Annotated in this window: 18 protein-coding genes and 1 tRNA gene; 16 read left to right on the top strand and 3 right to left on the bottom strand. The window is 63.9% G+C overall.

Annotated features, from left to right (window positions below; translation table 11 throughout):
• Positions 1-741, top strand: a complete 741-nt coding sequence (locus tag J2R78_RS35900; protein WP_225161972.1) for an amino acid ABC transporter ATP-binding protein — start codon at positions 1-3, stop codon at positions 739-741.
• Positions 742-890: 149 nt separating this feature from the next.
• On the opposite strand, the gene J2R78_RS35905 is transcribed toward J2R78_RS35900, so the two are convergent.
• Complete coding sequence (locus J2R78_RS35905; protein WP_057016559.1) at positions 891-1,925, bottom strand: cysteine synthase A; 1,035 nt, start codon at positions 1,923-1,925, stop codon at positions 891-893.
• A 616-nt stretch (positions 1,926-2,541) separates the two neighbouring features.
• On the opposite strand from J2R78_RS35905, the gene J2R78_RS35910 reads away from it, so the two are divergent.
• From J2R78_RS35910 to J2R78_RS35935, 6 genes are all read left to right on the top strand, one after another.
• On the top strand, positions 2,542-4,011 hold the full coding sequence (locus J2R78_RS35910) for an efflux transporter outer membrane subunit (RefSeq protein ID WP_253610011.1): 1,470 nt from the start codon (positions 2,542-2,544) through the stop codon (positions 4,009-4,011).
• Complete coding sequence (locus J2R78_RS35915) at positions 4,001-5,449, top strand: efflux RND transporter periplasmic adaptor subunit (RefSeq protein ID WP_253608538.1); 1,449 nt, start codon at positions 4,001-4,003, stop codon at positions 5,447-5,449. The genes J2R78_RS35910 and J2R78_RS35915 overlap by 11 nt, the downstream gene beginning before the upstream one ends.
• A gap of 48 nt (positions 5,450-5,497) precedes the next feature.
• Positions 5,498-8,626 carry an efflux RND transporter permease subunit gene (locus J2R78_RS35920; protein WP_253608539.1) on the top strand — a complete coding sequence of 1,043 codons (3,129 nt, stop codon included), beginning with the start codon at positions 5,498-5,500 and terminating at the stop codon, positions 8,624-8,626.
• Positions 8,623-11,727, top strand: a complete 3,105-nt coding sequence (locus J2R78_RS35925) for an efflux RND transporter permease subunit (RefSeq protein ID WP_253608540.1) — start codon at positions 8,623-8,625, stop codon at positions 11,725-11,727. Before J2R78_RS35920 ends, J2R78_RS35925 begins: the two co-directional genes overlap by 4 nt.
• A gap of 35 nt (positions 11,728-11,762) precedes the next feature.
• On the top strand, positions 11,763-12,488 hold the full coding sequence (locus tag J2R78_RS35930) for a tRNA-uridine aminocarboxypropyltransferase (protein ID WP_253608541.1): 726 nt from the start codon (positions 11,763-11,765) through the stop codon (positions 12,486-12,488).
• Positions 12,489-12,543: 55 nt separating this feature from the next.
• Positions 12,544-12,617 (top strand) — tRNA-Cys (locus tag J2R78_RS35935).
• Positions 12,618-12,645: 28 nt separating this feature from the next.
• Here the strand turns inward: J2R78_RS35935 and J2R78_RS35940 are convergent.
• Positions 12,646-13,842: a tyrosine-type recombinase/integrase gene (locus J2R78_RS35940; protein ID WP_253608542.1), complete on the bottom strand. Its 1,197-nt coding sequence runs from the start codon at positions 13,840-13,842 to the stop codon at positions 12,646-12,648.
• A gap of 5 nt (positions 13,843-13,847) precedes the next feature.
• Positions 13,848-14,336: an Arc family DNA-binding protein gene (locus tag J2R78_RS35945; protein WP_253608543.1), complete on the bottom strand. Its 489-nt coding sequence runs from the start codon at positions 14,334-14,336 to the stop codon at positions 13,848-13,850.
• A gap of 167 nt (positions 14,337-14,503) precedes the next feature.
• Between J2R78_RS35945 and J2R78_RS35950 the strand changes: the two genes are divergently transcribed.
• The 9 genes from J2R78_RS35950 (at position 14,504) to J2R78_RS35990 (ending at position 20,110) form a co-directional block, all read left to right on the top strand.
• Positions 14,504-14,692, top strand: a complete 189-nt coding sequence (locus J2R78_RS35950; protein ID WP_253608544.1) for a helix-turn-helix domain-containing protein — start codon at positions 14,504-14,506, stop codon at positions 14,690-14,692.
• The gene (locus J2R78_RS35955; RefSeq protein ID WP_253608545.1) at positions 14,692-14,880 is read left to right on the top strand and encodes a hypothetical protein; all 189 of its coding nucleotides are present in this window, start codon (positions 14,692-14,694) and stop codon (positions 14,878-14,880) included. The genes J2R78_RS35950 and J2R78_RS35955 overlap by 1 nt, the downstream gene beginning before the upstream one ends.
• A 255-nt stretch (positions 14,881-15,135) precedes the next feature.
• Positions 15,136-15,951 (top strand): hypothetical protein, encoded by an 816-nt coding sequence (locus J2R78_RS35960; RefSeq protein ID WP_253608546.1) that lies wholly within the window; start codon positions 15,136-15,138, stop codon positions 15,949-15,951.
• Between the two features lie 6 nt (positions 15,952-15,957).
• Positions 15,958-17,313: a virulence-associated E family protein gene (locus tag J2R78_RS35965; protein WP_253608547.1), complete on the top strand. Its 1,356-nt coding sequence runs from the start codon at positions 15,958-15,960 to the stop codon at positions 17,311-17,313.
• 314 nt (positions 17,314-17,627) lie between these two features.
• On the top strand, positions 17,628-17,906 hold the full coding sequence (locus J2R78_RS35970) for a P27 family phage terminase small subunit (protein ID WP_253608548.1): 279 nt from the start codon (positions 17,628-17,630) through the stop codon (positions 17,904-17,906).
• Complete coding sequence (locus tag J2R78_RS35975) at positions 17,906-18,190, top strand: hypothetical protein (RefSeq protein ID WP_253608549.1); 285 nt, start codon at positions 17,906-17,908, stop codon at positions 18,188-18,190. The genes J2R78_RS35970 and J2R78_RS35975 overlap by 1 nt, the downstream gene beginning before the upstream one ends.
• Positions 18,191-18,442: 252 nt before the next feature.
• Positions 18,443-18,667, top strand: a complete 225-nt coding sequence (locus J2R78_RS35980) for a hypothetical protein (RefSeq protein ID WP_253608550.1) — start codon at positions 18,443-18,445, stop codon at positions 18,665-18,667.
• A 35-nt stretch (positions 18,668-18,702) separates the two neighbouring features.
• A complete protein-coding gene (locus J2R78_RS35985) occupies positions 18,703-19,731 on the top strand; it encodes a hypothetical protein (protein ID WP_253608551.1) in 1,029 nt (342 codons plus the stop codon).
• Entirely contained in the window at positions 19,721-20,110 is a 390-nt protein-coding gene (locus J2R78_RS35990) for a hypothetical protein (RefSeq protein WP_253608552.1), read from the top strand. The genes J2R78_RS35985 and J2R78_RS35990 overlap by 11 nt, the downstream gene beginning before the upstream one ends.
• The last annotated feature ends 7 nt before the right edge of the window (positions 20,111-20,117 follow it).

Below are 20,117 nucleotides of genomic sequence, written 5' to 3' on the forward strand. Positions count from 1 at the left end.
ATGTCCACAACCCCGATCGTCAACATTTCCGCTCTCAACAAATGGTACGGCGACTTCCATGTGCTGCGCGACATCAACCTGGAGGTCGGCAAGGGCGAGCGCATCGTGATCTGCGGCCCATCCGGTTCGGGCAAGTCGACCCTGATCCGCTGCATCAACGCGCTGGAGGAGTTCCAGGAGGGCGAGATCGTGGTCGACGGCATCGACCTCGGCCCGAACCTTCGCCGTGTCGACGAAGTCCGCCGCGAGGTCGGCATGGTGTTCCAGAGCTTCAACCTGTTCCCGCATCTCACCGTGCTCGACAACTGCACGCTGGCGCCGATCTGGGTGCGCAACATCCCGAAGAAGGATGCCGAGGCCACCGCGATGAAGTTCCTCGAGCGGGTCAAGATCCCGCATCAGGCCAACAAGTTTCCCGGCCAGATGTCGGGCGGTCAGCAGCAGCGCGTTGCGATCGCCCGCGCGCTGACCATGAACCCGAAGGTGATGCTGTTCGACGAGCCGACCTCGGCGCTCGACCCGGAGATGGTCAAGGAAGTGCTCGACACCATGGTCGATCTTGCCAGGGAGGGCATGACCATGCTGGTCGTGACCCACGAAATGGGCTTTGCCCGCGAGGTCGCCAACCGCGTCGTCTTCATGGACGCGGGCCAGATCATCGAATCTAACACGCCGCAGGAATTCTTCGCCAACCCGCAGCATGCGCGGTCGAAGCTGTTCCTGAGCCAGATTCTGCGGTGATTTCTGCCGTCATTGCGAGCCACCCGGTCGGCGCAAAGCGCCGCCGGATGACAGACACCGCGAAGCAATCCAATCCTCCGCATCGGAAGCATGGATTGCTTCGTCTCAATAGCTCCTCGCAATGACGTCTGCGGGGACGCATTCGCTCCCTAGACCAGCGGCAGCTCGATCTTGCTGCGCTTTTCCAGCCATTCCGGGACCGGCAGGTTCTTCGAGCGCATGAAGGCCGGGTTGAACAGCTTGGACTGATAGCGGTTGCCGGAGTCGCAGAGGATGGTGACGATGGTCTTGCCGGGGCCGAGCTGCTTGGCGAGCTGGATCGCGCCCGCGATGTTGACGCCGGTCGAGCCGCCGAGGCACAGGCCTTCGTGCTCCAAAAGCTCATAGATGATGGTCACGGCTTCCTCGTCGGAGATCAGGAACGCAGTGTCGACCTTCGCCGTCTCGACCACAGGCGTGACGCGTCCAAGCCCGATGCCTTCCGTGATCGAATCGCCCGGCGTCGATTTGACCTGCCCATTCTTGAACAGTTCGTACATCCCGAAGCCGTGCGGATCGGCACAGGCGGTGACGACGGCCGGGTTCTTTTCCTTCAGGTAGCGGCTGATGCCGGCAAGCGTGCCGCCGGTGCCGACCGAGCAGATGAAGCCGTCGACCTTGCCGTCGGTCTGCTGCCAGATTTCCGGTCCGGTCGAGTCGTAATGCGCCTTGGGATTGTCGAGGTTGTTCCACTGGTCGGCAAACAGCACGCCGTTCGGTTCGGTCTTGCGCAGCTGCTCGGCGAGACGCCTGCCGAGATGCTGATAGTTGTTCGGATTGGCGAAGGGCAGCGCAGGCGCCTCGACCAGCTCGGCGCCGCACAGCCGCAGCATGTCCTTCTTTTCCTGGCTCTGCGTCTCCGGAATGACGATCAGGGTGCGGTAGCCGCGCGCACTCGCCACGACCGCAAGCCCGATCCCGGTATTGCCCGCGGTCGACTCGACCACGAGGCCGCCGGGCTTCAGCGTGCCGCGCCTCTCGGCCTCCAGGATCATCCATTTGCCGGCACGATCCTTCACCGACTGCCCCGGGTTCATGAATTCGGCCTTGCCGAGAATGGTGCAGCCGGTCAGTTCGGACGCGCGTTTCAGCTTGATGAGCGGGGTGTTGCCGATCGCTTCGATGACGTCTTTATTGAATATCATGTCGGGGAATTTCTTTGCCGGGCTGTGTCTTGCTTGGCGAACCTAGTGTGCTGATCGAAAAAGGGAAGGGCTTTTGCACTGCGGCAAAAGACGGGTTCAACGCGCTTGACCTCACACGCGCGGATGTCACGGCCTTGGGGAGAACGCCGTTTTGTGGCGGTCGGGTCGGCCAGCTGAATCATCCTGTGGTCCGCGGTTTCGCGTGAGTTGCGCGCTCTCGGCCAATCAGGACCTGACGGCGCGGTGCGCGGTGGCGCGAGTTTGGCGCCGCGGCCGGCACATCTTGCGGATTCAATGCAACAGGAGCCGAGAAATCCCCATGAAATCTTTGTAAGAATCGTGACTTCCGGCACGGGTCTGAAATGCGCGGAAATGCCGTAAAAAACAGGGAAAAGTCGGCATTCAAGGTAGCTACGAATCGCTTGCGATGCGACGCCACGCAAATCGTGACGGGGCTGTCCGCCCCATTGTCCCAAGGGTAGGATGGGACAGGCAGGTTCCATTGGAAGCATACCCCCGTGAACGTCACCCAGACCATCGCTGAACGCGTCATTCGTGCGCCACGGGCGAAGTCTGGCTTCGGCGGAGAACGGGTGTGACCCAGCCCGTGTCCGTGATGGTGCCTGGAGGCCGGTTCGGCCTCGCCGTCCGCGCGCGCCGGCTCGCTGCACGCTCGCTTGTTGCGCTCGGCCTGGTCGCCGCCTCCGCCGGCTGCATCCTGACCCAGGACATCGCTGATCCGGCGCTCGACGTGCCGCAGGGCTACAAGGCCGCGCGTCTCGGCCGCCCGGGCGACGCGCTTCCGACGCTTGATTGGTGGCGGGGCTTCCGCTCCAGGGAGCTGACGCAGCTAATGGAGGAGGCGCAGACCGTCAATCTCGACATCGCAGCTGCGGTTGCGCGCTTCCGCCAGGCCGACGCGCTGGCGCGGCAGGCCGGTGCGGCGCTGCTGCCGACCCTCAATCTCAACGGATCGGAAACCTACTCGCGCACCTCCGGCTCCAGCGCCAGCGGCCTCACCAATGGCGGGCGCGAGGTGGTAAACTACAACGCCTCGCTGAGCGCCAGCTATCAGCTCGACTTCTGGGGCCAGAACCGCGACGCCGCGCAGGCGGCGGAGGAGACCGCCGTTGCCAATCGGTTCGACCGCGAGGTGGTGGCGCTGACCACGCTGGCGAGCGTCGCCAATGCTTATTTCACCGTGCTCGCGACGCAGGACCGGCTGCGCACCGCGCAGCGCAACATCGCCAGCGCCGAGCGCATCCTCAATGCGATCAAGGAGCGCTTCAAGGCCGGCACCGGCTCCGATCTCGATGTCGCGCAGCAGGAGACTGTGCTCGCCAACCAGCGCGCGCTGGTGCCGCCGCTGCGGCAGACGCTCGATCAGAGCATCAATGCGCTCGCGGTGCTGGTGTCGCGGCCGCCGGAAAGCGTGCGCGTCTCCGGCGGCTCGCTCAACGCCGTTGCGATCCCGCGCGTCACGCCGGGCCTGCCGTCTGAATTGCTGACCCAGCGTCCCGACATCCGCCGGCAGGAGGCGCAGCTAGCATCCGCCACCGCCAATGTCGGCAGCGCGCGGGCGCAGTTCTTCCCGAGCATCCAGCTGACCGGAACGGGCGGCTACCAGAGCCAGGCGCTGGTCTCGCTGTTCCAGCCGCATGCCGCCTTCTTCAACCTGGTCGGCAGCATGACCCAGCCGATCTTCGACGGCGGCCGGATCCTCGGCAATTTCGAATACACCAAGGCCAAGCAGGACGAGTTGCTGCAGACCTACCGCAAGACGGTGGTGCAGTCGTTCACCGACGTCGACAATGCGCTGGTCGCGATCCGCGAGACCACGCGGCGGCTGCAGCTGCAGCGCGACGTGCTGTCGTCGTCGCGGCGCGCCTTCGACCTCGCCGAGCAGCAGCTCAAGGCCGGCACCGCCGATATCGTAACTGTGCTAAACACGCAGCTGACCCTGTTCCAGGCGGAAGATGCCTATTCGCAGGCCCAATTGGCCCGGCTATTGGCGATCGTGAGCCTATATCAGGCATTAGGGGGCGGCTGGGAACCGAAGATGGAAAGACCGGTCGATGCTCTTTAAGCCCGACTCGACGGACGAGGGGAAAAGCACGGCGCCGCGCAAGCGGAGCCTTCTCTCGCGCGTGCTGGGGCGCATGGTGTCCTTGCTCATCACGCTCGTGATCCTCGGCGGGCTCGGCTATCTCGGCTGGCTCGCCTTCCAGCCCAAGCAAAATGGCGGCGGCGGGCGCGGCGCGGGCGGGCGGCCCGATCTGCCGGTGCCGGTGCTGGCGGCCACGCCGCAGGTGCATGACGTGCCGGTTTATCTCGACGGCGTCGGTTCGGTGAGGGCGCTGAATACCGTGACCGTGCGCTCGCAGGTCGACGGCAAGCTGCTCAAGGTGAATTTCGTCGAGGGCCAGGACGTCAAGAAGGACGACGTTCTGGGCGAGATCGATCCGGCGATCTATCAGGCGCAATACGACCAGGCGGTGGCCACGAAGGCCAAGGACGAAGCGCTGCTCGCCAATCAGAAGATAGACCTTGCCCGCTATGAGCAGCTCGCTGCCACCAACGCGGGCTCCAAGCAGCAGGCCGATACGCAGCGTGCGCTGGTCGCGCAGCAGGAGGCCATCATCAAGGCCGACCAGGCCCAGATCGACAATGCGCGCACCACGCTCGGCTACACCAAGATCGTCGCGCCGATCGCGGGGCGCGCGGGCCTGCGCCAGGTCGACCAGGGCAACATCATCCACGCCGCCGATACCACGGGGCTCGTGATCCTGACCCAGCTGCGGCCGATCGCGGTGTGGTTCAGTTTGCCGCAGCAGCAGATCATGCGCGTCAACGCCGCGGCGGCGAAGGGCCAGCTCGCGGTCGATGTGTTCGGCAATGACGGCGTCACCGTGATCGATACCGGCAAGCTGACCGGCATCGACAACCAGGTCGATCCGACCACCGGCACGCTGAAGCTGAAGGCGGAATTCCCCAACGCGAGCTACCAGCTCTGGCCCGGCCAGTTCGTCAATGTGCGGCTTAAGGTCGAGACGCTGCCGCAGGCGATCGTGGTGCCGACCTCGGCGGTGCAGCGCGGTCCGGCCGGCACCTTCAGCTACGTGATCGGCGAGGGCGACGTCGTCACCGCCAAGCCGGTCACGGTCACCCAGCAGAACGAGCATGAGGCCGTGATCGCCAGCGGCCTGACCACGTCGGACCGCGTCGTGACGACCGGCTTTGCCAATCTCGCCGATGGCGCGAAGGTCGTGGTCGGCAAGGACGACGGGCCGCCGGCCGCCGATCTCGCGCCGCGCAAGCGCAGCCGCAATCCCGACGGCAAGCGCGGCGCTGGCCAAGGCGAAGGGCAGGGCAAGGACGGCAAGAAAGACTGGCAGGGCAAGGACGGCGAGCATCGCGGCCGGCACGAGCATAGCGAAGGCGATCAGAAGGGGCAGACCGGACCGGCGCCCGCGCCGGCAGCAGGGGGCGAACAGCCGGGCGGCGCGCCGAAGGCGCAGCCATGACTGGCATCCTGACTTCGTAATGGCCGATCTTACAGCGAGCACGCAGCCATGAGCGTCTCCGAACCGTTCATCCGCCGGCCGATCGCCACCTCGCTGCTCGGCATCGCCCTGATGATCGGCGGTGCGCTCGGCTATTGGGCGCTGCCGGTCTCGGCGCTGCCGCAGGTCGACTTCCCGACCGTACAGGTGACGACGCAACTGCCCGGCGCGAGCCCCGACGTGGTGGCCTCGCTGATCACGGCGCCGCTGGAGCGGCAGCTCGGGCAGATCCCGTCGCTGTCGTCGATGAACTCGACGAGCTCGTTCGGCGTCAGCCAGATCTCGCTGCAGTTCGACCTCAACCGCGACATCGACGGCGCCACGCAGGATGTGCAGGCCGCGATCAACGCTGCCGCCGGCATCTTGCCGAAGACGCTGCCGTATCCGCCTGTCTACGCCAAGGTGAACCCTGCGGACGCGCCGGTGATGACGCTGGCGCTGACCTCGGACACGATCTCGCTGCGGGCGATGAGCGATCTCGCTGACACCATCCTGGGCCAACGGCTGAGTCAGATTTCCGGCGTCGGCCGGGTCTCGATCCTCGGTGGATTGAAGCCGGCGGTGCGCGTGCAGGCCGATCTGGCCCGGCTCGCGGCCTACGGCATCGCGATGGAGGACCTGCGCAACGCGATCGCCGGTGCCAACGTGTCGGGGCCGAAGGGATCGCTCGACGGTGCCCAGCAATCCTACACCATCGCCGCCAACGATCAGATCGCCGCCGCCGACGCCTACCGGCCGATCATCATCGCCTATCGCAACGGCTCGCCGGTCACGATCGGCGACGTCGCCCAGATCGTCGATGGCCTGGAGAACGACCGCACCGGCGGCTGGTACCAGGGCACGCCGGCCGTCATCATCGACATCCAGCGCCAGCCGGGCGCCAATGTCATCGACGTCGTCAAGCAGATCCGCGGCGAAATCCCGCGGCTGCAGCGCGCGGTCCCGGCCGGCGTCAAGCTGACCATCGTCTCCGACCGTACCGTGACGATCCGCGCCTCGGTGCGCGACGTGCAGTTCACGCTGATCCTGAGCGTCGTGCTTGTGACGCTGGTGGTGCTCCTGTTCCTGCGGTCGCTGCGCGCGACCCTGATCGCCGGCGTTGCGCTGCCGCTGTCGCTGATCACGAGCTTCGGCATCATGTATTTCGCGGGCTTCAGCCTCGACAATCTGTCGCTGATGGCGCTGACCATCGGAACCGGATTCGTGGTCGACGACGCCATCGTCATGATCGAGAACATCGTTCGCCACATGGAAGACGGCGAGACGGTGATGGAGGCCTCGCTGAAGGGAGCCAGCGAGATCGGATTCACCGTGATCTCGCTGACGGTGTCGCTGATCGCGGTGTTCATCCCGCTGCTGTTCATGTCCGGCCTGGTTGGCCGCATGTTCCGCGAATTCGCGCTCACTTTGACGGTCGCGGTCGTGACCTCGGCGATCGTCTCGCTGACATTGACGCCGATGATGTGCTCGCGGCTGCTCAAGAACATCCATGAGGAGATGGCGGTCCCGGGCCTCGCCGCGGTCAGCCGTTTCATCGACCGCATGGTGGAGTTCTACCATCGGACGCTGCTCTGGGTGTTGCGGCGCCAGCGCGCGACGCTGCTGGTGACGTTCGCGACCATCGCGTTGACGCTGATCATGTATGTGCTGGCGCCGAAGGGTTTTCTGCCGCTGCAGGACACCTCATCGATCACGGCGGTGACCGAGGCCGGGCCCGACGTCTCGTTCGCCGAGATGCAGCGGCGGCAGAGCGCGGTCTCAAACATCATCAAGGCCGATCCTGATGTGGTCGGCGTGGTCTCGGTGATCGGCTCGGGCTCGGTCAATCCGACCACCAATGTCGGCCGTCTGGTGATGACGCTGAAGCCGCTCGACCAGCGGCGCGAGGGCGTCGTCAAGGTGATCGAGCGGCTGAAGGAGAAGATCGCGACGGTGCCCGGCATGACAGTCTACTTCCAGCCGGTGCAGGACGTGCAGATCTCGACCCAGTCGAGCCGCTCGCAATACCAGTACACGCTGACCGCGACCGACGCCGCCGAGGTCTCGCAATGGGCGCAAAAGCTCGTCGCCGAGATGCGGCGCGACCCGATCTTCCGCGATGTCTCGTCCGAGGCGCAGGAGGGCGGCTTGCGGGCGGCGCTCGACGTCAATCGCCAGCGTGCCGGCCAGCTCGGTGTCAGTCTGCAGGGCGTCACCGACACGCTGAACGACGCCTTCGCGCAGCGTCAGATATCGACGATCTACGGCCAGGCCAACCAGTACCGCGTCGTGCTCGAAGCGCTGCCGATGTATCAGCGCGACCCGTCGATTCTCGACAAGCTCTATCTGCCCGGCGCCAACGGCGCGCAGGTGCCGCTGTCGGCGGTGGCGACGCTGGTCCGGACCACGGCGCCGCTCGCGATCTCGCACCAGGCGCAATTCCCGTCGGTCTCGCTCAGCTTCAACCTGGCGCCGGGCGAGGCGCTGGGCGACGCGGTCGCGGCCGTGAAGGCGATCGAGAGCAGGATCGGAATGCCCGGCAGCATCGTCGGGATCTATTCCGGCGACGCCGCCGAATTCTCGCGCTCGCTCGCCGGCCAGCCCTGGCTGATCCTGGCGGCGATCATCACGATCTATATCGTGCTCGGCGTGCTCTATGAGAGCTATATCCATCCGATCACCATCCTCTCGACGCTGCCCTCGGCCGGCGTCGGCGCGATCCTCGCCTTGATGCTGTGCGGGCAGGATCTCTCGGTGATCGGCCTGATCGGCATCATCCTGTTGATGGGCATCGTCAAGAAGAACGCGATCATGATGATCGACTTCGCGCTGGAGGCCGAGCGTCACCAGGGCATGTCGTCCTATGACGCCATCGTGCAGGCCTGCCTGCTGCGCTTCCGCCCGATCATGATGACGACGCTGGCGGCGCTGTTTGGCGCGCTGCCGCTCGCGATCGAAAGCGGCACCGGCGCCGAACTGCGCTTCCCGCTCGGCATCTCGATCATCGGCGGCCTGCTGCTGAGCCAGCTGCTGACGCTCTACACCACGCCGGTGATCTATCTGGCGCTCGACCGCCTCAACCGCCGGATCGAGCGGGCCGTGCCGGAGCCGGGTCCCAGCGGCCCGCCGATCGCGGGCGCCACCGAGGGCATGCAGTGATCTCGATCTCCGAGCCCTTCATCCGCAGGCCGGTGGGCACCACACTGCTTGCGATCGGGCTGTTCCTGGTCGGGATCGTCGCCTACCAGTTCCTGCCGGTGTCGTCGGTTCCGAATGTCGATTTCCCGACCATTCGGGTGTCGGCGTCCAGACCGGGGGCCGATCCCTCCGTAATGGCCGCGACCGTCGCCGCACCGCTGGAGCGCAAGCTCGGCACCATTTCGGGCGTCGACCAGATCACCTCGACGAGCTCACTCGGCACCACCAGCATCCAGGTGCAGTTCTCGATCGGCCGCAATATCGACCGCGCCGCGCGCGACGTGCAGGCCGCGATCAACGCCTCGCTCGCCGATCTGCCGAGCGACCTGCCGTCGCTGCCCAGGTTCCGCAAGGCCAACCCGGCCGCGTCGCCGGTATTTGTGCTGGCGCTGACCTCGAAGACGATCTCGACCAGCGCGATGTACGATGTCGCCGACACGGTGCTGGCGCAGCGCATCTCGCAGGTGCCGGGAGTGGGCGAGGTGACCGTGAGCGGCGCCGACCAGCCGGCGGTGCGCATCGCGCTCAACCCGGTGTCGCTGGCGAACGCCGGAATCGCGACCGACGACGTCCGGCTCGCGATCATCAATGCCAACCCGCTGGGACCGGTCGGCATCTTCAATGGCAGCCGGCTGAGCGAGACGCTCTCGATCAACAAGCAGATGCGCACCGCGGCCGAATTCCGCGACATCGTCATCAAAAGCTCGAACGGCAATTACGTCCGCCTCGCCGACGTCGCCGAGGTCGAGGATTCCGTGCGCAACTCGCGCTCGATCGCCTGGTTCAACAAGCAGCCGGCGGTGCTGATCCAGATCACCAAGCAGGGCGACGCCAACGTCATCGACACCGTCGACGGCGTTCGCAGGATGCTGCCGGAACTGAAGAAATGGATTCCGGCGGGCGTCGAGATCTCCACCCTGGTCGATCGCACCGGAACGATCCGCGCCAGCGTCGAGGATATGCAGTTCACGCTGCTCGCGACCGCCGTGCTTGTGATGATCGTGGTGTTCGTGTTCCTGCGCCGCGTGGTGCCGACGATCGCCGCCGGCGTCTCGGTGCCGCTGGCGCTGGCCGGCACCTGCGCCGGAATGTGGCTCGCCGGCTTCTCGATCGACAATCTGTCGCTGATGGCGCTGGCGATCTCCGTCGGCTTCGTGGTCGACGACGCCATCGTGATGATCGAGAACATGTACCGCAATCTCGAGCAGGGCATGGCGCCATATCCGGCCGCGGTCGAAGGCGCCAAGCAGATCGGCTTCACGGTGCTGTCGATCTCGCTGTCGCTGATCGCGGCCTTCACGCCGCTGATCTTCATGGATGGCATCGTCGGGCGGCTGCTGCGCGAATTCTCGCTGACGCTGGTGTTCGCGATCGCGGTCTCGACCGTGGTGTCGCTGACCATCACGCCGATGATCTGCGCGCATTACATCAGGGAGGCGACCTCGGATCATGCCACCTGGTACGATCGCGTCATCGAGGGCACGCTGTCCCGTGTCGTGGCGTTCTACGCAGCGACGCTGCGGATCGTGCTCGGCTATCCCTTCCTGACCCTGGTCGTGTTCTTCGCGACCGTCGCGCTGACGGTGACGCTCTACATCAAGACGCCGAAGGGCTATTTCCCGACCGACGACAGCGGCTTCGTGATCGGCTCGACGCGGGCATCGGCGGATATCTCGTTCCAGGCGATGCTTCAGCTGCAGCAGCGGCTCGCCGACATCGTGATGGCCGACCCCGCCGTCGCCGGCATCGGCTCGTCGGTCGGCTCCGGCGGCGGCCCGGGCGGCGCCACCTCCAACCGCGGCATCATGTACATCAGCCTGAAGCCGCCGGAGGAGCGGGGAGGCCTGTCGACCGCGCAGGTGATCGACCGGCTGCGCCGCAACCTGTTCATGGTGCCGGGCATCCGCCTGTTCATGTTCGCCGCCCAGGACATCCGCACCGGCGGCCGGCAGAGCGATTCCGACTACCAGTACACGCTCGCCTCGACCGACCTCGATCTGTTGCAGAAATGGGCGCCGATCGTGGCCAAGCGCATGGAGACGGTGGAGGGCATCACGGACGTCTCCTCCGACCGCGATCCTGGCGGCCTGCAGCTCAACCTCGTGATCGACCGCAAGACCGCCTCCAGCCTCGGTGTCCGCGTGCAGGACATCGACAACGCGCTCAACAACGCCTTCTCGCAGCGGCAGATCTCGTACATCTACACCCAGCGCAACCAGTACGTCGTGGTGCTCGAGATCGATCCGAAATTCCAGAGCGATCCGTCGAACCTCGAGCGCATCTACGTTGCCGGCGCCAACGACGTGCAGGTGCCGCTGTCGGCGCTGGTGCACTACCAGCGTGGATTGTCGGCGCTCGCGGTCTATCACTCCGGCGGCTTCCCCTCGACCACGGTGTCGTTCAACCTCCTGCCGGACGTGCCGCTGGAGGTCGCGACGACGAACATCCAGCAGGCGGTCAACGAGCTGCACATGCCCGAGGGCATTCGTGGCAGCTTCGACGGCAATGCCGGCGATTTCAACAAGACCAGCGGGCGGCAGCCGCTGCTGATCCTCGGCGCGCTGGTCGCGATGTATATCGTGCTCGGCGTGCTCTATGAGAGCCTGGCGCATCCGATCACGATCATCTCGACACTGCCGTCGGCCGGCCTCGGTGCCTTGCTCGCCTTGCAGGTGACCAACACGCCGCTGACCGTGATCGCCTTCGTCGGCATCATCCTCTTGATCGGCATCGTCAAGAAGAACGGCATCATGATGGTCGACTTCGCGCTCGAGGCCGAGCGGCATCAGGGCCTGTCGTCGCGGGACGCGATCTTCGAGGCCTGCCGCGCGCGCTTCCGTCCCATCCTGATGACGACGATGGCCGCGCTGTTCGCCGGCATTCCGCTGGTCATTGCGACCGGCCCGGGTACCGAGCTGCGCCGGCCGCTCGGCATCACCATCATCGGCGGCCTGTTCGTGTCGCAGATCCTGACGCTCTACACGACACCGGTGATCTATCTCTTGATCGACCGGCTGCGCCAGCGCCGCGAGCCGTCAGGCGTGCACGCACCCGCGGAATAGTTTGAATTGCACGATTGCAAGCGTATAGCGGAGCGATGTCCGAACCGACCGAAGCAAAAACCGATATTGTCGCCGAGATCGAGGAGTGCGCGCATTGCGGCAAGCCGTTGCCGCTGTGCATCTGCGACAGCGTCACGCCGATCGAGAGCCGCATCCAGCTCCTGATCCTGATCCATCCGCAGGAGCAGGACAGGGCGCTCGGCACCGCGCGACTGTTGGCACAGCATTTCGAAAACGCCGTGGTCCGGATCGGGCTGTCCTGGCCGAGCCTGGCCAAGGCGCTCGGCCGGCCGGTACCCGATCCGTCACGCTGGGCGGCGCTCTATCTCGGCTCCGCCAAGGTCGAAGACCTCGATACCGATGCCGAGATCGTTGCGATCAACCGCAAGGGCGAGCTCGAGCCGCATCAGCGCGCCATCCTCTCCGACATCGAGGGCATCGTGCTGCTCGACGGCACCTGGAGCCAGGCCAAGGCGCTGTGGTGGCGCAATGCCTGGATGCTGAAGTGTCAGCGGGTGATTCTCGGGCCGAAACGGCCCTCGCTCTACGGCAGACTGCGGCGGGAACCGCGCCGCGACGGCCTGTCCACCATCGAGGCGGCCGCGATCCTGCTGGCGGGGCTGGAGAAGCGGCCGGATATTGCCGCAACGTTAACTAATAGTTTCGAGCGGATGCTGGCGAGATTCCGCGAAGTGCAGGCCAAAATGCCGGAATTGGCGCCAAAACCGAAGAAGCGGGACTTTCGCAGACGCCGGCGTTAGCCGTCCGGCTTGGTTGCCTATCGCAGAGAGGGCGTATATGAAGTGCGCCGCAAGGGGCCACGTGGCGGAGTGGTTACGCAACGGTCTGCAAAACCGTGTACACCAGTTCAATTCTGGTCGTGGCCTCCACTCATCTCCCTGAAATATCTCACTTAAATCATTCCGCTTCCGTTCTGCCGATCCGTCCTGCTACCGGATTGCTACCATTGCGGCTCTGAGCGGCCTTCAGCGCCGCATCGACGGTAGCTGCGGCGTCTTCCTGCATGCCGGGAATCACATGGCTGTAGAGGTCCAGCGTGATGCCGACCTTGCTGTGACCAAGGCGTTCACTGGCGACCTTCGGATGGACGCCGTTTGCAAGCAGGTGGGTAGCGTGGGCGTGCCTGAGGTCGTGGAACCGCAGGCGGGCGAGGGAAGTCTTGGCAATTAACCGCGCCCATTGTTGCGAGACATAGATCGGCTGGACGATCGACCCATCAGCGTGGGCGATCACCAGGGCGTCGTCCGGAAGGCCGATGCCGAGTTTTAGAGACTCTTGGGCTCGCTGAGCGCGGTAGGCCCGCAGTTCTGTCACCACCGTCTCAGACAGCGCCACCGTCCGCCCCTTGCCGCTCTTGGGCGACTTAAAACGCAGCCCGGCTTTGGTCTGCTCGAGGCTTTCCACGACCGAGATCTGCCCGGCGTTGAGGTCGACATTTCGCCAGCGTAGCGCACAGATTTCCCCGCGGCGGAGCCCGCAAAGAACAGCGAGCAGGGTGGGAATGAAGATCGGCGTCCCGCGAACCGCCTCGATCAATTCGGCGGTCTGGGAAAGATCGTAGGTCTGCATGGGCTTCCAATCGACCTTTGGAGGATCGACCGCATCGGCCGGATTGCGGGGGATAAGCTCCCAGCGCACCGCCTGACTGAGGGCCTGCTTCAGCACCCGATGCATATGGCCGACCGTGCGCGGCGCCAAGCCGCCCTCCTTGTCGTCCCGGCGGCCGCCAACAAGCGCCTTGGTGTAGGCCTCGGAGATCTGAGCCGGCTTGAGCTTGGTGATCAGAACGGCACCGAGCAGGGGCTTGATGTTCTGATTGACGATGCCGGCATATCGCTCGTGAGACTTCGGCGAGACCTGCGACTTGATGTGATCGGTCCACCGCGACAGGAAGTCTCCCAGCGTGACCTTGTTCGGCTCCTGGTACGTGCCGCCGCTGATCGCGGTGATTAGGCGAGCGCATTCTACCTCCGCTTGGCGCTTTGTGCCTTTGAAGCTGTGCCACTTGCGTTTGCGCTTTCCCGTCGCCGGATCGCGCTGCTCGAGAATGATGGCCCAACGGCCGGGCGAACGCTCTCGGATGTGCCCTTTCATGTTCGCTATCCTTTGATGAATGAATTGATCTTGTCTGTCATCGTCTTCCGGGCGGCCGGGGTGCGGTCCCAGTCGGGATTGTTCGCCAGCTCCAAGGCGATCCTTCTGATAAGATCGCGTGAGGCTTGATTTTCTCCTAGAAGCGCATCGACAACACTCACTGACGCCAATTGCGCATCTAGTTGCCGTTGAATGTCAGCGAGGTTGTTCTCTTGCGCGTCCAATTCAGCGCTGACCTTGGCCAACGCTTCATTCCTCTCATGAGCCTGCCGGCTAAGCTCATCCACCCGCTCGCGCCATTCGCGGGCGCGAGCTTCCCAATGCTCTTGAAATTCTGCCATCCGCTTTTCGGAATCGAATGACTGCTCGAGCCGCTCAACGGCTTCCGAGTTGGTGCTGGTCTCTTTCTTTTCTGCCTCTTTTTCGATCCGCCGCCGCAAGCTTTCGCGAATGCGAAGCTTGAACTGGGCAAATTCTGTAGCCTTCCGCGCCATTTAACCGGCTCTCCCTAAGTGCTTAGAGGGGATGATATAGCACGAAAAGCGTGGTACCGCAAATGGTACCCGGTACCAAATTCGGTACTTGACGAACAGGGGGTGCGATTCTATATCCGTTCGTACCGGGTACCATTTTCGGTACCTTAAACTGGACGGAGGCTACTATGGCCGATGCGCCAAAAACGCTGTCAGTGCCCGAAGCGGGGAAGGCCTATTTCGACATGGGGCGCAACGCCTCATACGCAGCCGCCGAACGCGGCGACATTCCGACGATCAAGATCGGTAGACTTTTGAGGGTACCGGTTAGGGCCCTGGAGCAGATGCTTGAGCTGAATGCTGGGGGGCGACCCTGATGCGCGAGGTTCGTCAACGCGACGATGGCATGTTTGACGTCGTCGTCGGCGACGTCACCGCGGGACCGTTCCCGAGCTACGGGTTCGCCGTGGCAATCGCTGAGGGCAGGGAGCCCGAGCGCAGGCCGGCGGTGAAATTCCGGCGCTTCACCATCGTCCGGGAGGTGCGCATTGCTGCCACCGCCTGAACCCGAAATGCGAAGCCCGGCCAAGGCGGCAACCAAGGCACGGGCGATCTCGCAATCATCATCTGTCAGCGAAATCAACTCTAGCGACGCCACCCGCGAAATTCAAGTGCGCCGGCTATGTCGCCTGTTCGCCCTTCAACACGCCACCGCCGCGACCGTTGCCGACCTCGCTTACTATGGGAGCGCGCGGTGAGGGAGCAATTTCAAACAGGATTAAAAAAGCCCGGCCGCGGCATGGCGCAGGCCTCGCTCAAGTTGATCGAGGCGATGCACGATATCGCCAAGGCGGCCCAGCCGATCACCGGCCGCGGCGTCGGCTACAAGCTGTTCACGGCGGGATTGATCCCGTCGATGTCGACCAACGACATGCAGAAGGTCTACCGGCTTCTACGGATTGCCCGCGAACGGGGCGATATCCCGTGGGAATGGATCGTCGATGAGACGCGGGAACTAGAGCGGGTTTCCACCTGGAGAGATCCGGCGGCGTATGCCCGGACCGTCGCGCGATCTTATCGGCGAGATTTCTGGGATCAGCAGCCCCGCCGTGTCGAAGTTTGGTCCGAGAAGGGCACTATTCGCGGCGTGCTGCAGCCGGTGCTGGATCACTTCGCCGTAGGCTTTCGGGTCAAGCACGGCTTTACCAGCGCGACCGCCGTCAACGACGTCGCCACCGATGACGTTGGGGGCCAGCTCGTCGTACTCTACGTCGGCGACTTCGATCCGTCCGGTTTGTACATGTCGGAATGCGACCTGCCGCGGCGCCTTGCCGAGTATGGCGGCGACCACATCGTCTTTAGGCGCATCGCGCTGACGCCGACCCAGACCGAGGGGCTGCCGTCGTTCCCGGCCTCCGACAAGCGAAAAGACCCGCGCTATTCCTGGTTCACCCAACATCACGGAATCCGCTGTTGGGAGATCGACGCGATGGACCCGCGCGAGCTGCGCGAATGCGTCAAGCTGGAGATCGTTGAGCGTATCGAGCCGATCGCTTGGGAGCGCTGCGAAGTCGTGAACGCGGCCGAGCTGGAGTCCCTGCAGACGATCCTGTCGAATTGGAAGGGCGCGAGGTAAGCGCGGGTGATTACCGAGCACACCGGCGCCGATGCGTGGCGCAATAACCTGATCACAACAGCGGGTGGATCACCAAAGCCGCTGCTGGCCAACGCCATCACGGCATTCCGCGACTGCGCGTCATGGAACGCGGTGGTGTCCTATGACGTCTTCGCGCTGCGCACGCTGTTGGACGGTGCGCCGCCGTGGTCGATGGAATTGACCTGGACACCGCGCCCGTGGTCGCCACAGGACGATCTACTGGCGGCAGACTGGCTGCAACGCCATGACATTCCGGTGAATGTCGCAACCACCGCGCAGGCGATCGAGGCAGTGGCGCGGGATCGATCATTCCATCCTGTGATCGACCACCTGGACAGCTTGGAACACGACGGGACGGCGCGGCTCGACAATTGGCTGACCGAATACCTCGGCGTTGAACCCTCCGCCTACGCCAAGCATGTCGGGCGGGCGATGATGATTGCCGCAATCGCACGCATCAGGCAGCCGGGCTGCAAGGTCGATACGGTGCCCATTCTCGAGGGCCGCCAAGGCGCCCGTAAGTCGACGGCGATCAAGGTGCTCTTCGAGCCCTGGTTCACTGACGAGCTTGCGGATCTTGGATCGAAGGACGCCGCGATGCAGACGCAAGGCATTTGGTGCGCTGAGATCGCCGAGCTCGACGCCATGTCGCGCAGCGAGGTGTCTAAGATCAAAGCCTTCATCAGCCGCACCACTGATCGTTTCAGGCCACCGTATGGCAGCCGCATCATCGAGAGCGACCGCGCCTGTGTGTTCTGGGGCAGCACAAACGCGGAAGGCTATCTGAAGGATGAGACCGGCGGCCGGCGCTTCTGGCCGATCAAGGTCGGCAAGATCGACATTGATCGGCTGACGGCAGATCGTGACCAGCTCTGGGCCGAAGCCCAGATCCTGTACCACGCGAATGTGCCTTGGTGGCTGACCAAGGCAGACGTTCAGGACCAAGCCGAGAGCCAGCAGGCTGACCGCTACGTTGGCGATCCATGGGACCGGTATGTTGCGGACTACGCCGACTCCATCACATCCAAGTCCGGCTACGTCGAGACCACGATCAACGACGTTCTGATCCGCGCGCTTAATATGCAAATCGGAGCCTGCGGTCAGCTAGAGCAGACCCGGGTCGCCCGCATACTGCGCTCTTTGGGGTTCGTACGCAGGCAGCGAGGAAGTGGTGCCTCGAAGCGCTGGACCTACTCGAGAGTGGTGCCTGGGGCAGCTCAAGTGGTGCCTGTTGGCGAGCAAGACAACAATGTCACCAGCCTGAGAGTGGTGCCTGCGACCGTGGCACCACTAGGCACCACCCATAGTAGTGACCAAGAAACCCTTTCGCAGCAGGCTTAGGCACCACGGCACCACTAGGCACCACTCATTTTGAAAACATCTACAGAATGAACATCTCTATAGGACGTATAGAAGCGGGTAGTGCCTGTGGTGCCCAGTGGTGCCTGCGCGGCGCCGCGTGGGCGGCCGCACCCCGGGGGGAGGGCAAAAATCTCCAGCCTTGGGGTGCCCGAACCGGCCAGGGCCTCTCACGTTCACGCGCGCCGCCCCCGTTCAAAAACTCACCTTCACCACGCACAGGAGATCCCGCAATGGCTATACCTAGACCACCGTCTCACCTCGCCGAACCGACGCGCAACTGGTGGCGATCGGTCGTGAGGGACTATCAACTTGATCCGCACCATCTGCGACTGCTGCAGGCCGCCTGCGAAGCCTGGGACCGGGCCGAGGAAGCCCAGAGACTGCTTTCCAGCGATGGTTTGGTGATCTCCGGCCGCGAAGGCGGGATGCGTCCTCATCCGGCCGTGGCGATCCGTCGCGACGCCGAGATTTCCTTCGCCAGGTTGCTGCGCGAACTGGATCTCGACACCGAGCCGCCGAGCGCGCTCCGCAGCGCGCCACCCAGCCTGCGAAGCAATCGGAGACCGGCCTAATGCCCAGAAAGCGTAGGCAATCGAAGCGAAAAACTGACGTCGCGACCGAACTGGCGGCGTGGTCCTCCTGGTTTGAGAGCGGTGTGGCTTTTGACGGCGAACTGGAGGACGTCGGCGCCGTCGACCCCGTCAGCGTGCCGGAAGAGGAGGGACGCGCGGTGGCTTATGGAGTCGCGCGCGATGCCTGGATGCGACTGGGGGCGCTATTTCTGGAAACGCACCAGTCCGACGCTCGACAGACGCCCTATGCAATGGAGATGTTCGGGGCGCCGACATGCCGGTGAAGCGTAGGAAATCGAAGCGTAACCCATACAATCTCACGCCGGAGGTATTTGCCGCGTTCGAGGCCGCGGACGAGCTCGCACTGCGTCGTGCGCTTGCTCTTTCGCCTTGGCATGCATCTCCTTTGTGGACGGACCTGGCTGGCCCGCCTCCCTACGGCAGTGACAGTCTGGGGGTTAATCAGACCCGGCCTGCGGCGCTTCAAATCCGTCGCGAGATTCTCGCCGCGATCGGAAGGCCGAGAGGCTGAATTTTTGGCTCGCACCGCCGCACAGCGCAAGGAGGCTCAGCGTGCTCGCGAGCGGCGAGGCGAGATCCTTGTGCGCGTAGCGGTGACGAACGAAGCAATTGGCATGCTGATGGATCTTGGCTGGCTTCTCGAGAACGAGAGTGAGTGTTCGCAGCAGATCGGCGCCGCCGTCGCGGCCCTCATCGCAGACCTAACTTCCGATCACGAGCGAAAAATTGTCACGTCGTGACAGCCAACCAACGCAGACGGTGGTTTGATGTGCGCATGACACAAAGACCTCGACCTATCTCCGTTCGTCCCGTCCACACAGAGCCGCAGGTTCATTTCGAGCGCGCTGCGTTCGCGACCGTCGTCGCGACAGCGCACGAAGAGGATGAATTCTACGCGGCGCGCGTCTTCCCTGAAGACGACGTCGTTCCGGTTCTCGTCAGAGCGGTGCAGGACCCCGGATCAACTACTGGCTGGGCTTCCAACCTTGCGCAGCAAGCCACGGGAGCATTCCTAGCATCGCTTGCACCTCAGAGTGCTGCAAGCGCACTGATGAGCCGCGGCATTGAGGTGGATTTGGCGAGGTTTCTGCAGGTGACATTGCCGGGGCGCTCGGGCACGCCCAACCAGCTTCCATGGGTTGGAGAAGGGCAACCGATCCCCGTTTCCAGGGGTGCGATGACTGGCACTGTGATCAAAACGAAAAAGATGGGTGTGATCTTCGCGTTCTCAAGCGAACTGGCCAAGCGGTCCAGTTCGCAGGACGCATTTAATGCGCTCTTGCGGGAGGCTGCTGCCTACTCGCTGGATGCCGGATACTTCTCGGCCGATGCCGGCGACGACGTAACCCATCAGGGGCTGCTTTACGGTGTTTCGACCACGCCGACGACTGGCGACATGACCGATGATCTAGGCGCGCTTGCCGTCGCGGCGGCAGCCGGGGGCTCCGGTCAGGTCGTGTTCGTTACTGGTCCCGGACGATCCGCGACGATTTCGGTGCGGTCGCCCAACTTCAAAATTCCTGTCCTGCCGTCGTTGGCTGTACCTGAAGATCGGGTAATCGCGGTTGACCCGCTCAGCCTGGCGCATGCGGTTGGAGGTGAGCCCGAGTTTTCGGCCTCAAACGCGGCGCTGTTGCACATGGACGATGATCCGCAGCAGATCGTTGAATCGGGCGTTGCCGCGGCGCCAACTCGTTCACTGTATCAAACCGACTCGATCGCGCTGAGCTGTCTGCTCGACGTGGGATTCAATACACGCCGTTCTGGCGCTGTCGCCTTCATGGATGGTGTGTATGGCTGGTGAGCAAACCGCGGCCATCGGAGACGGTGCTTCGGCATCAGGCGAGCAAGCCAAAGCGTTGCAGGGGCATCGTCTCCACTCTCGGTATCGGGTCAAGCATTTTTTCTATCGTAACTTGATGGATGGCATGAGCGCCGAGGAGCGCTCCGCCATCGACCAACTTTGCGAATTCTACGGCGATATCGGCGTGGAGATCTTCGATCACTTTGCCGATGCCGTGCCGGCCGATGCCGAAGATGGGACTGTGCGGCTAACTGCGGCTTTCGTGGAAAGCGCTAAAGAATGCTCGAAGCTACTCGGTGCCATGCACCAACTCCGAATCAATCGACTGGAGAAGCGAGTGCAAGAACTCGAGGAAATGATCACCCGCCCGAGCAAATAAAGCAAAT

Origin of the sequence: Bradyrhizobium sp. USDA 4538 (assembly GCF_024171045.1) — a bacterium.
GTDB classification, from domain to species: Bacteria; Pseudomonadota; Alphaproteobacteria; order Rhizobiales; family Xanthobacteraceae; genus Bradyrhizobium; species Bradyrhizobium australafricanum.

Excerpts from the sequence above, each read along its gene's own strand:
- J2R78_RS35905 (WP_057016559.1), bottom strand. The coding sequence starts at position 1,925 with ATGATATTCAATAAAGACGTCATCGAAGCGATCGGCAACACCCCGCTC.
- J2R78_RS35945 (WP_253608543.1), bottom strand. The coding sequence starts at position 14,336 with ATGGCGCGGAAGGCTACAGAATTTGCCCAGTTCAAGCTTCGCATTCGC.
- J2R78_RS35920 (WP_253608539.1), top strand. The coding sequence starts at position 5,498 with ATGAGCGTCTCCGAACCGTTCATCCGCCGGCCGATCGCCACCTCGCTG.
- J2R78_RS35910 (WP_253610011.1), top strand. The coding sequence starts at position 2,542 with ATGGTGCCTGGAGGCCGGTTCGGCCTCGCCGTCCGCGCGCGCCGGCTC.
- J2R78_RS35930 (WP_253608541.1), top strand. The coding sequence starts at position 11,763 with ATGTCCGAACCGACCGAAGCAAAAACCGATATTGTCGCCGAGATCGAG.
- J2R78_RS35915 (WP_253608538.1), top strand. The coding sequence starts at position 4,001 with ATGCTCTTTAAGCCCGACTCGACGGACGAGGGGAAAAGCACGGCGCCG.
- J2R78_RS35975 (WP_253608549.1), top strand. The coding sequence starts at position 17,906 with ATGCCCAGAAAGCGTAGGCAATCGAAGCGAAAAACTGACGTCGCGACC.
- J2R78_RS35990 (WP_253608552.1), top strand. The coding sequence starts at position 19,721 with ATGGCTGGTGAGCAAACCGCGGCCATCGGAGACGGTGCTTCGGCATCA.
- J2R78_RS35940 (WP_253608542.1), bottom strand. The coding sequence starts at position 13,842 with ATGAAAGGGCACATCCGAGAGCGTTCGCCCGGCCGTTGGGCCATCATT.
- J2R78_RS35900 (WP_225161972.1), top strand. The coding sequence starts at position 1 with ATGTCCACAACCCCGATCGTCAACATTTCCGCTCTCAACAAATGGTAC.
- J2R78_RS35985 (WP_253608551.1), top strand. The coding sequence starts at position 18,703 with ATGACACAAAGACCTCGACCTATCTCCGTTCGTCCCGTCCACACAGAG.
- J2R78_RS35950 (WP_253608544.1), top strand. The coding sequence starts at position 14,504 with ATGGCCGATGCGCCAAAAACGCTGTCAGTGCCCGAAGCGGGGAAGGCC.
- J2R78_RS35955 (WP_253608545.1), top strand. The coding sequence starts at position 14,692 with ATGCGCGAGGTTCGTCAACGCGACGATGGCATGTTTGACGTCGTCGTC.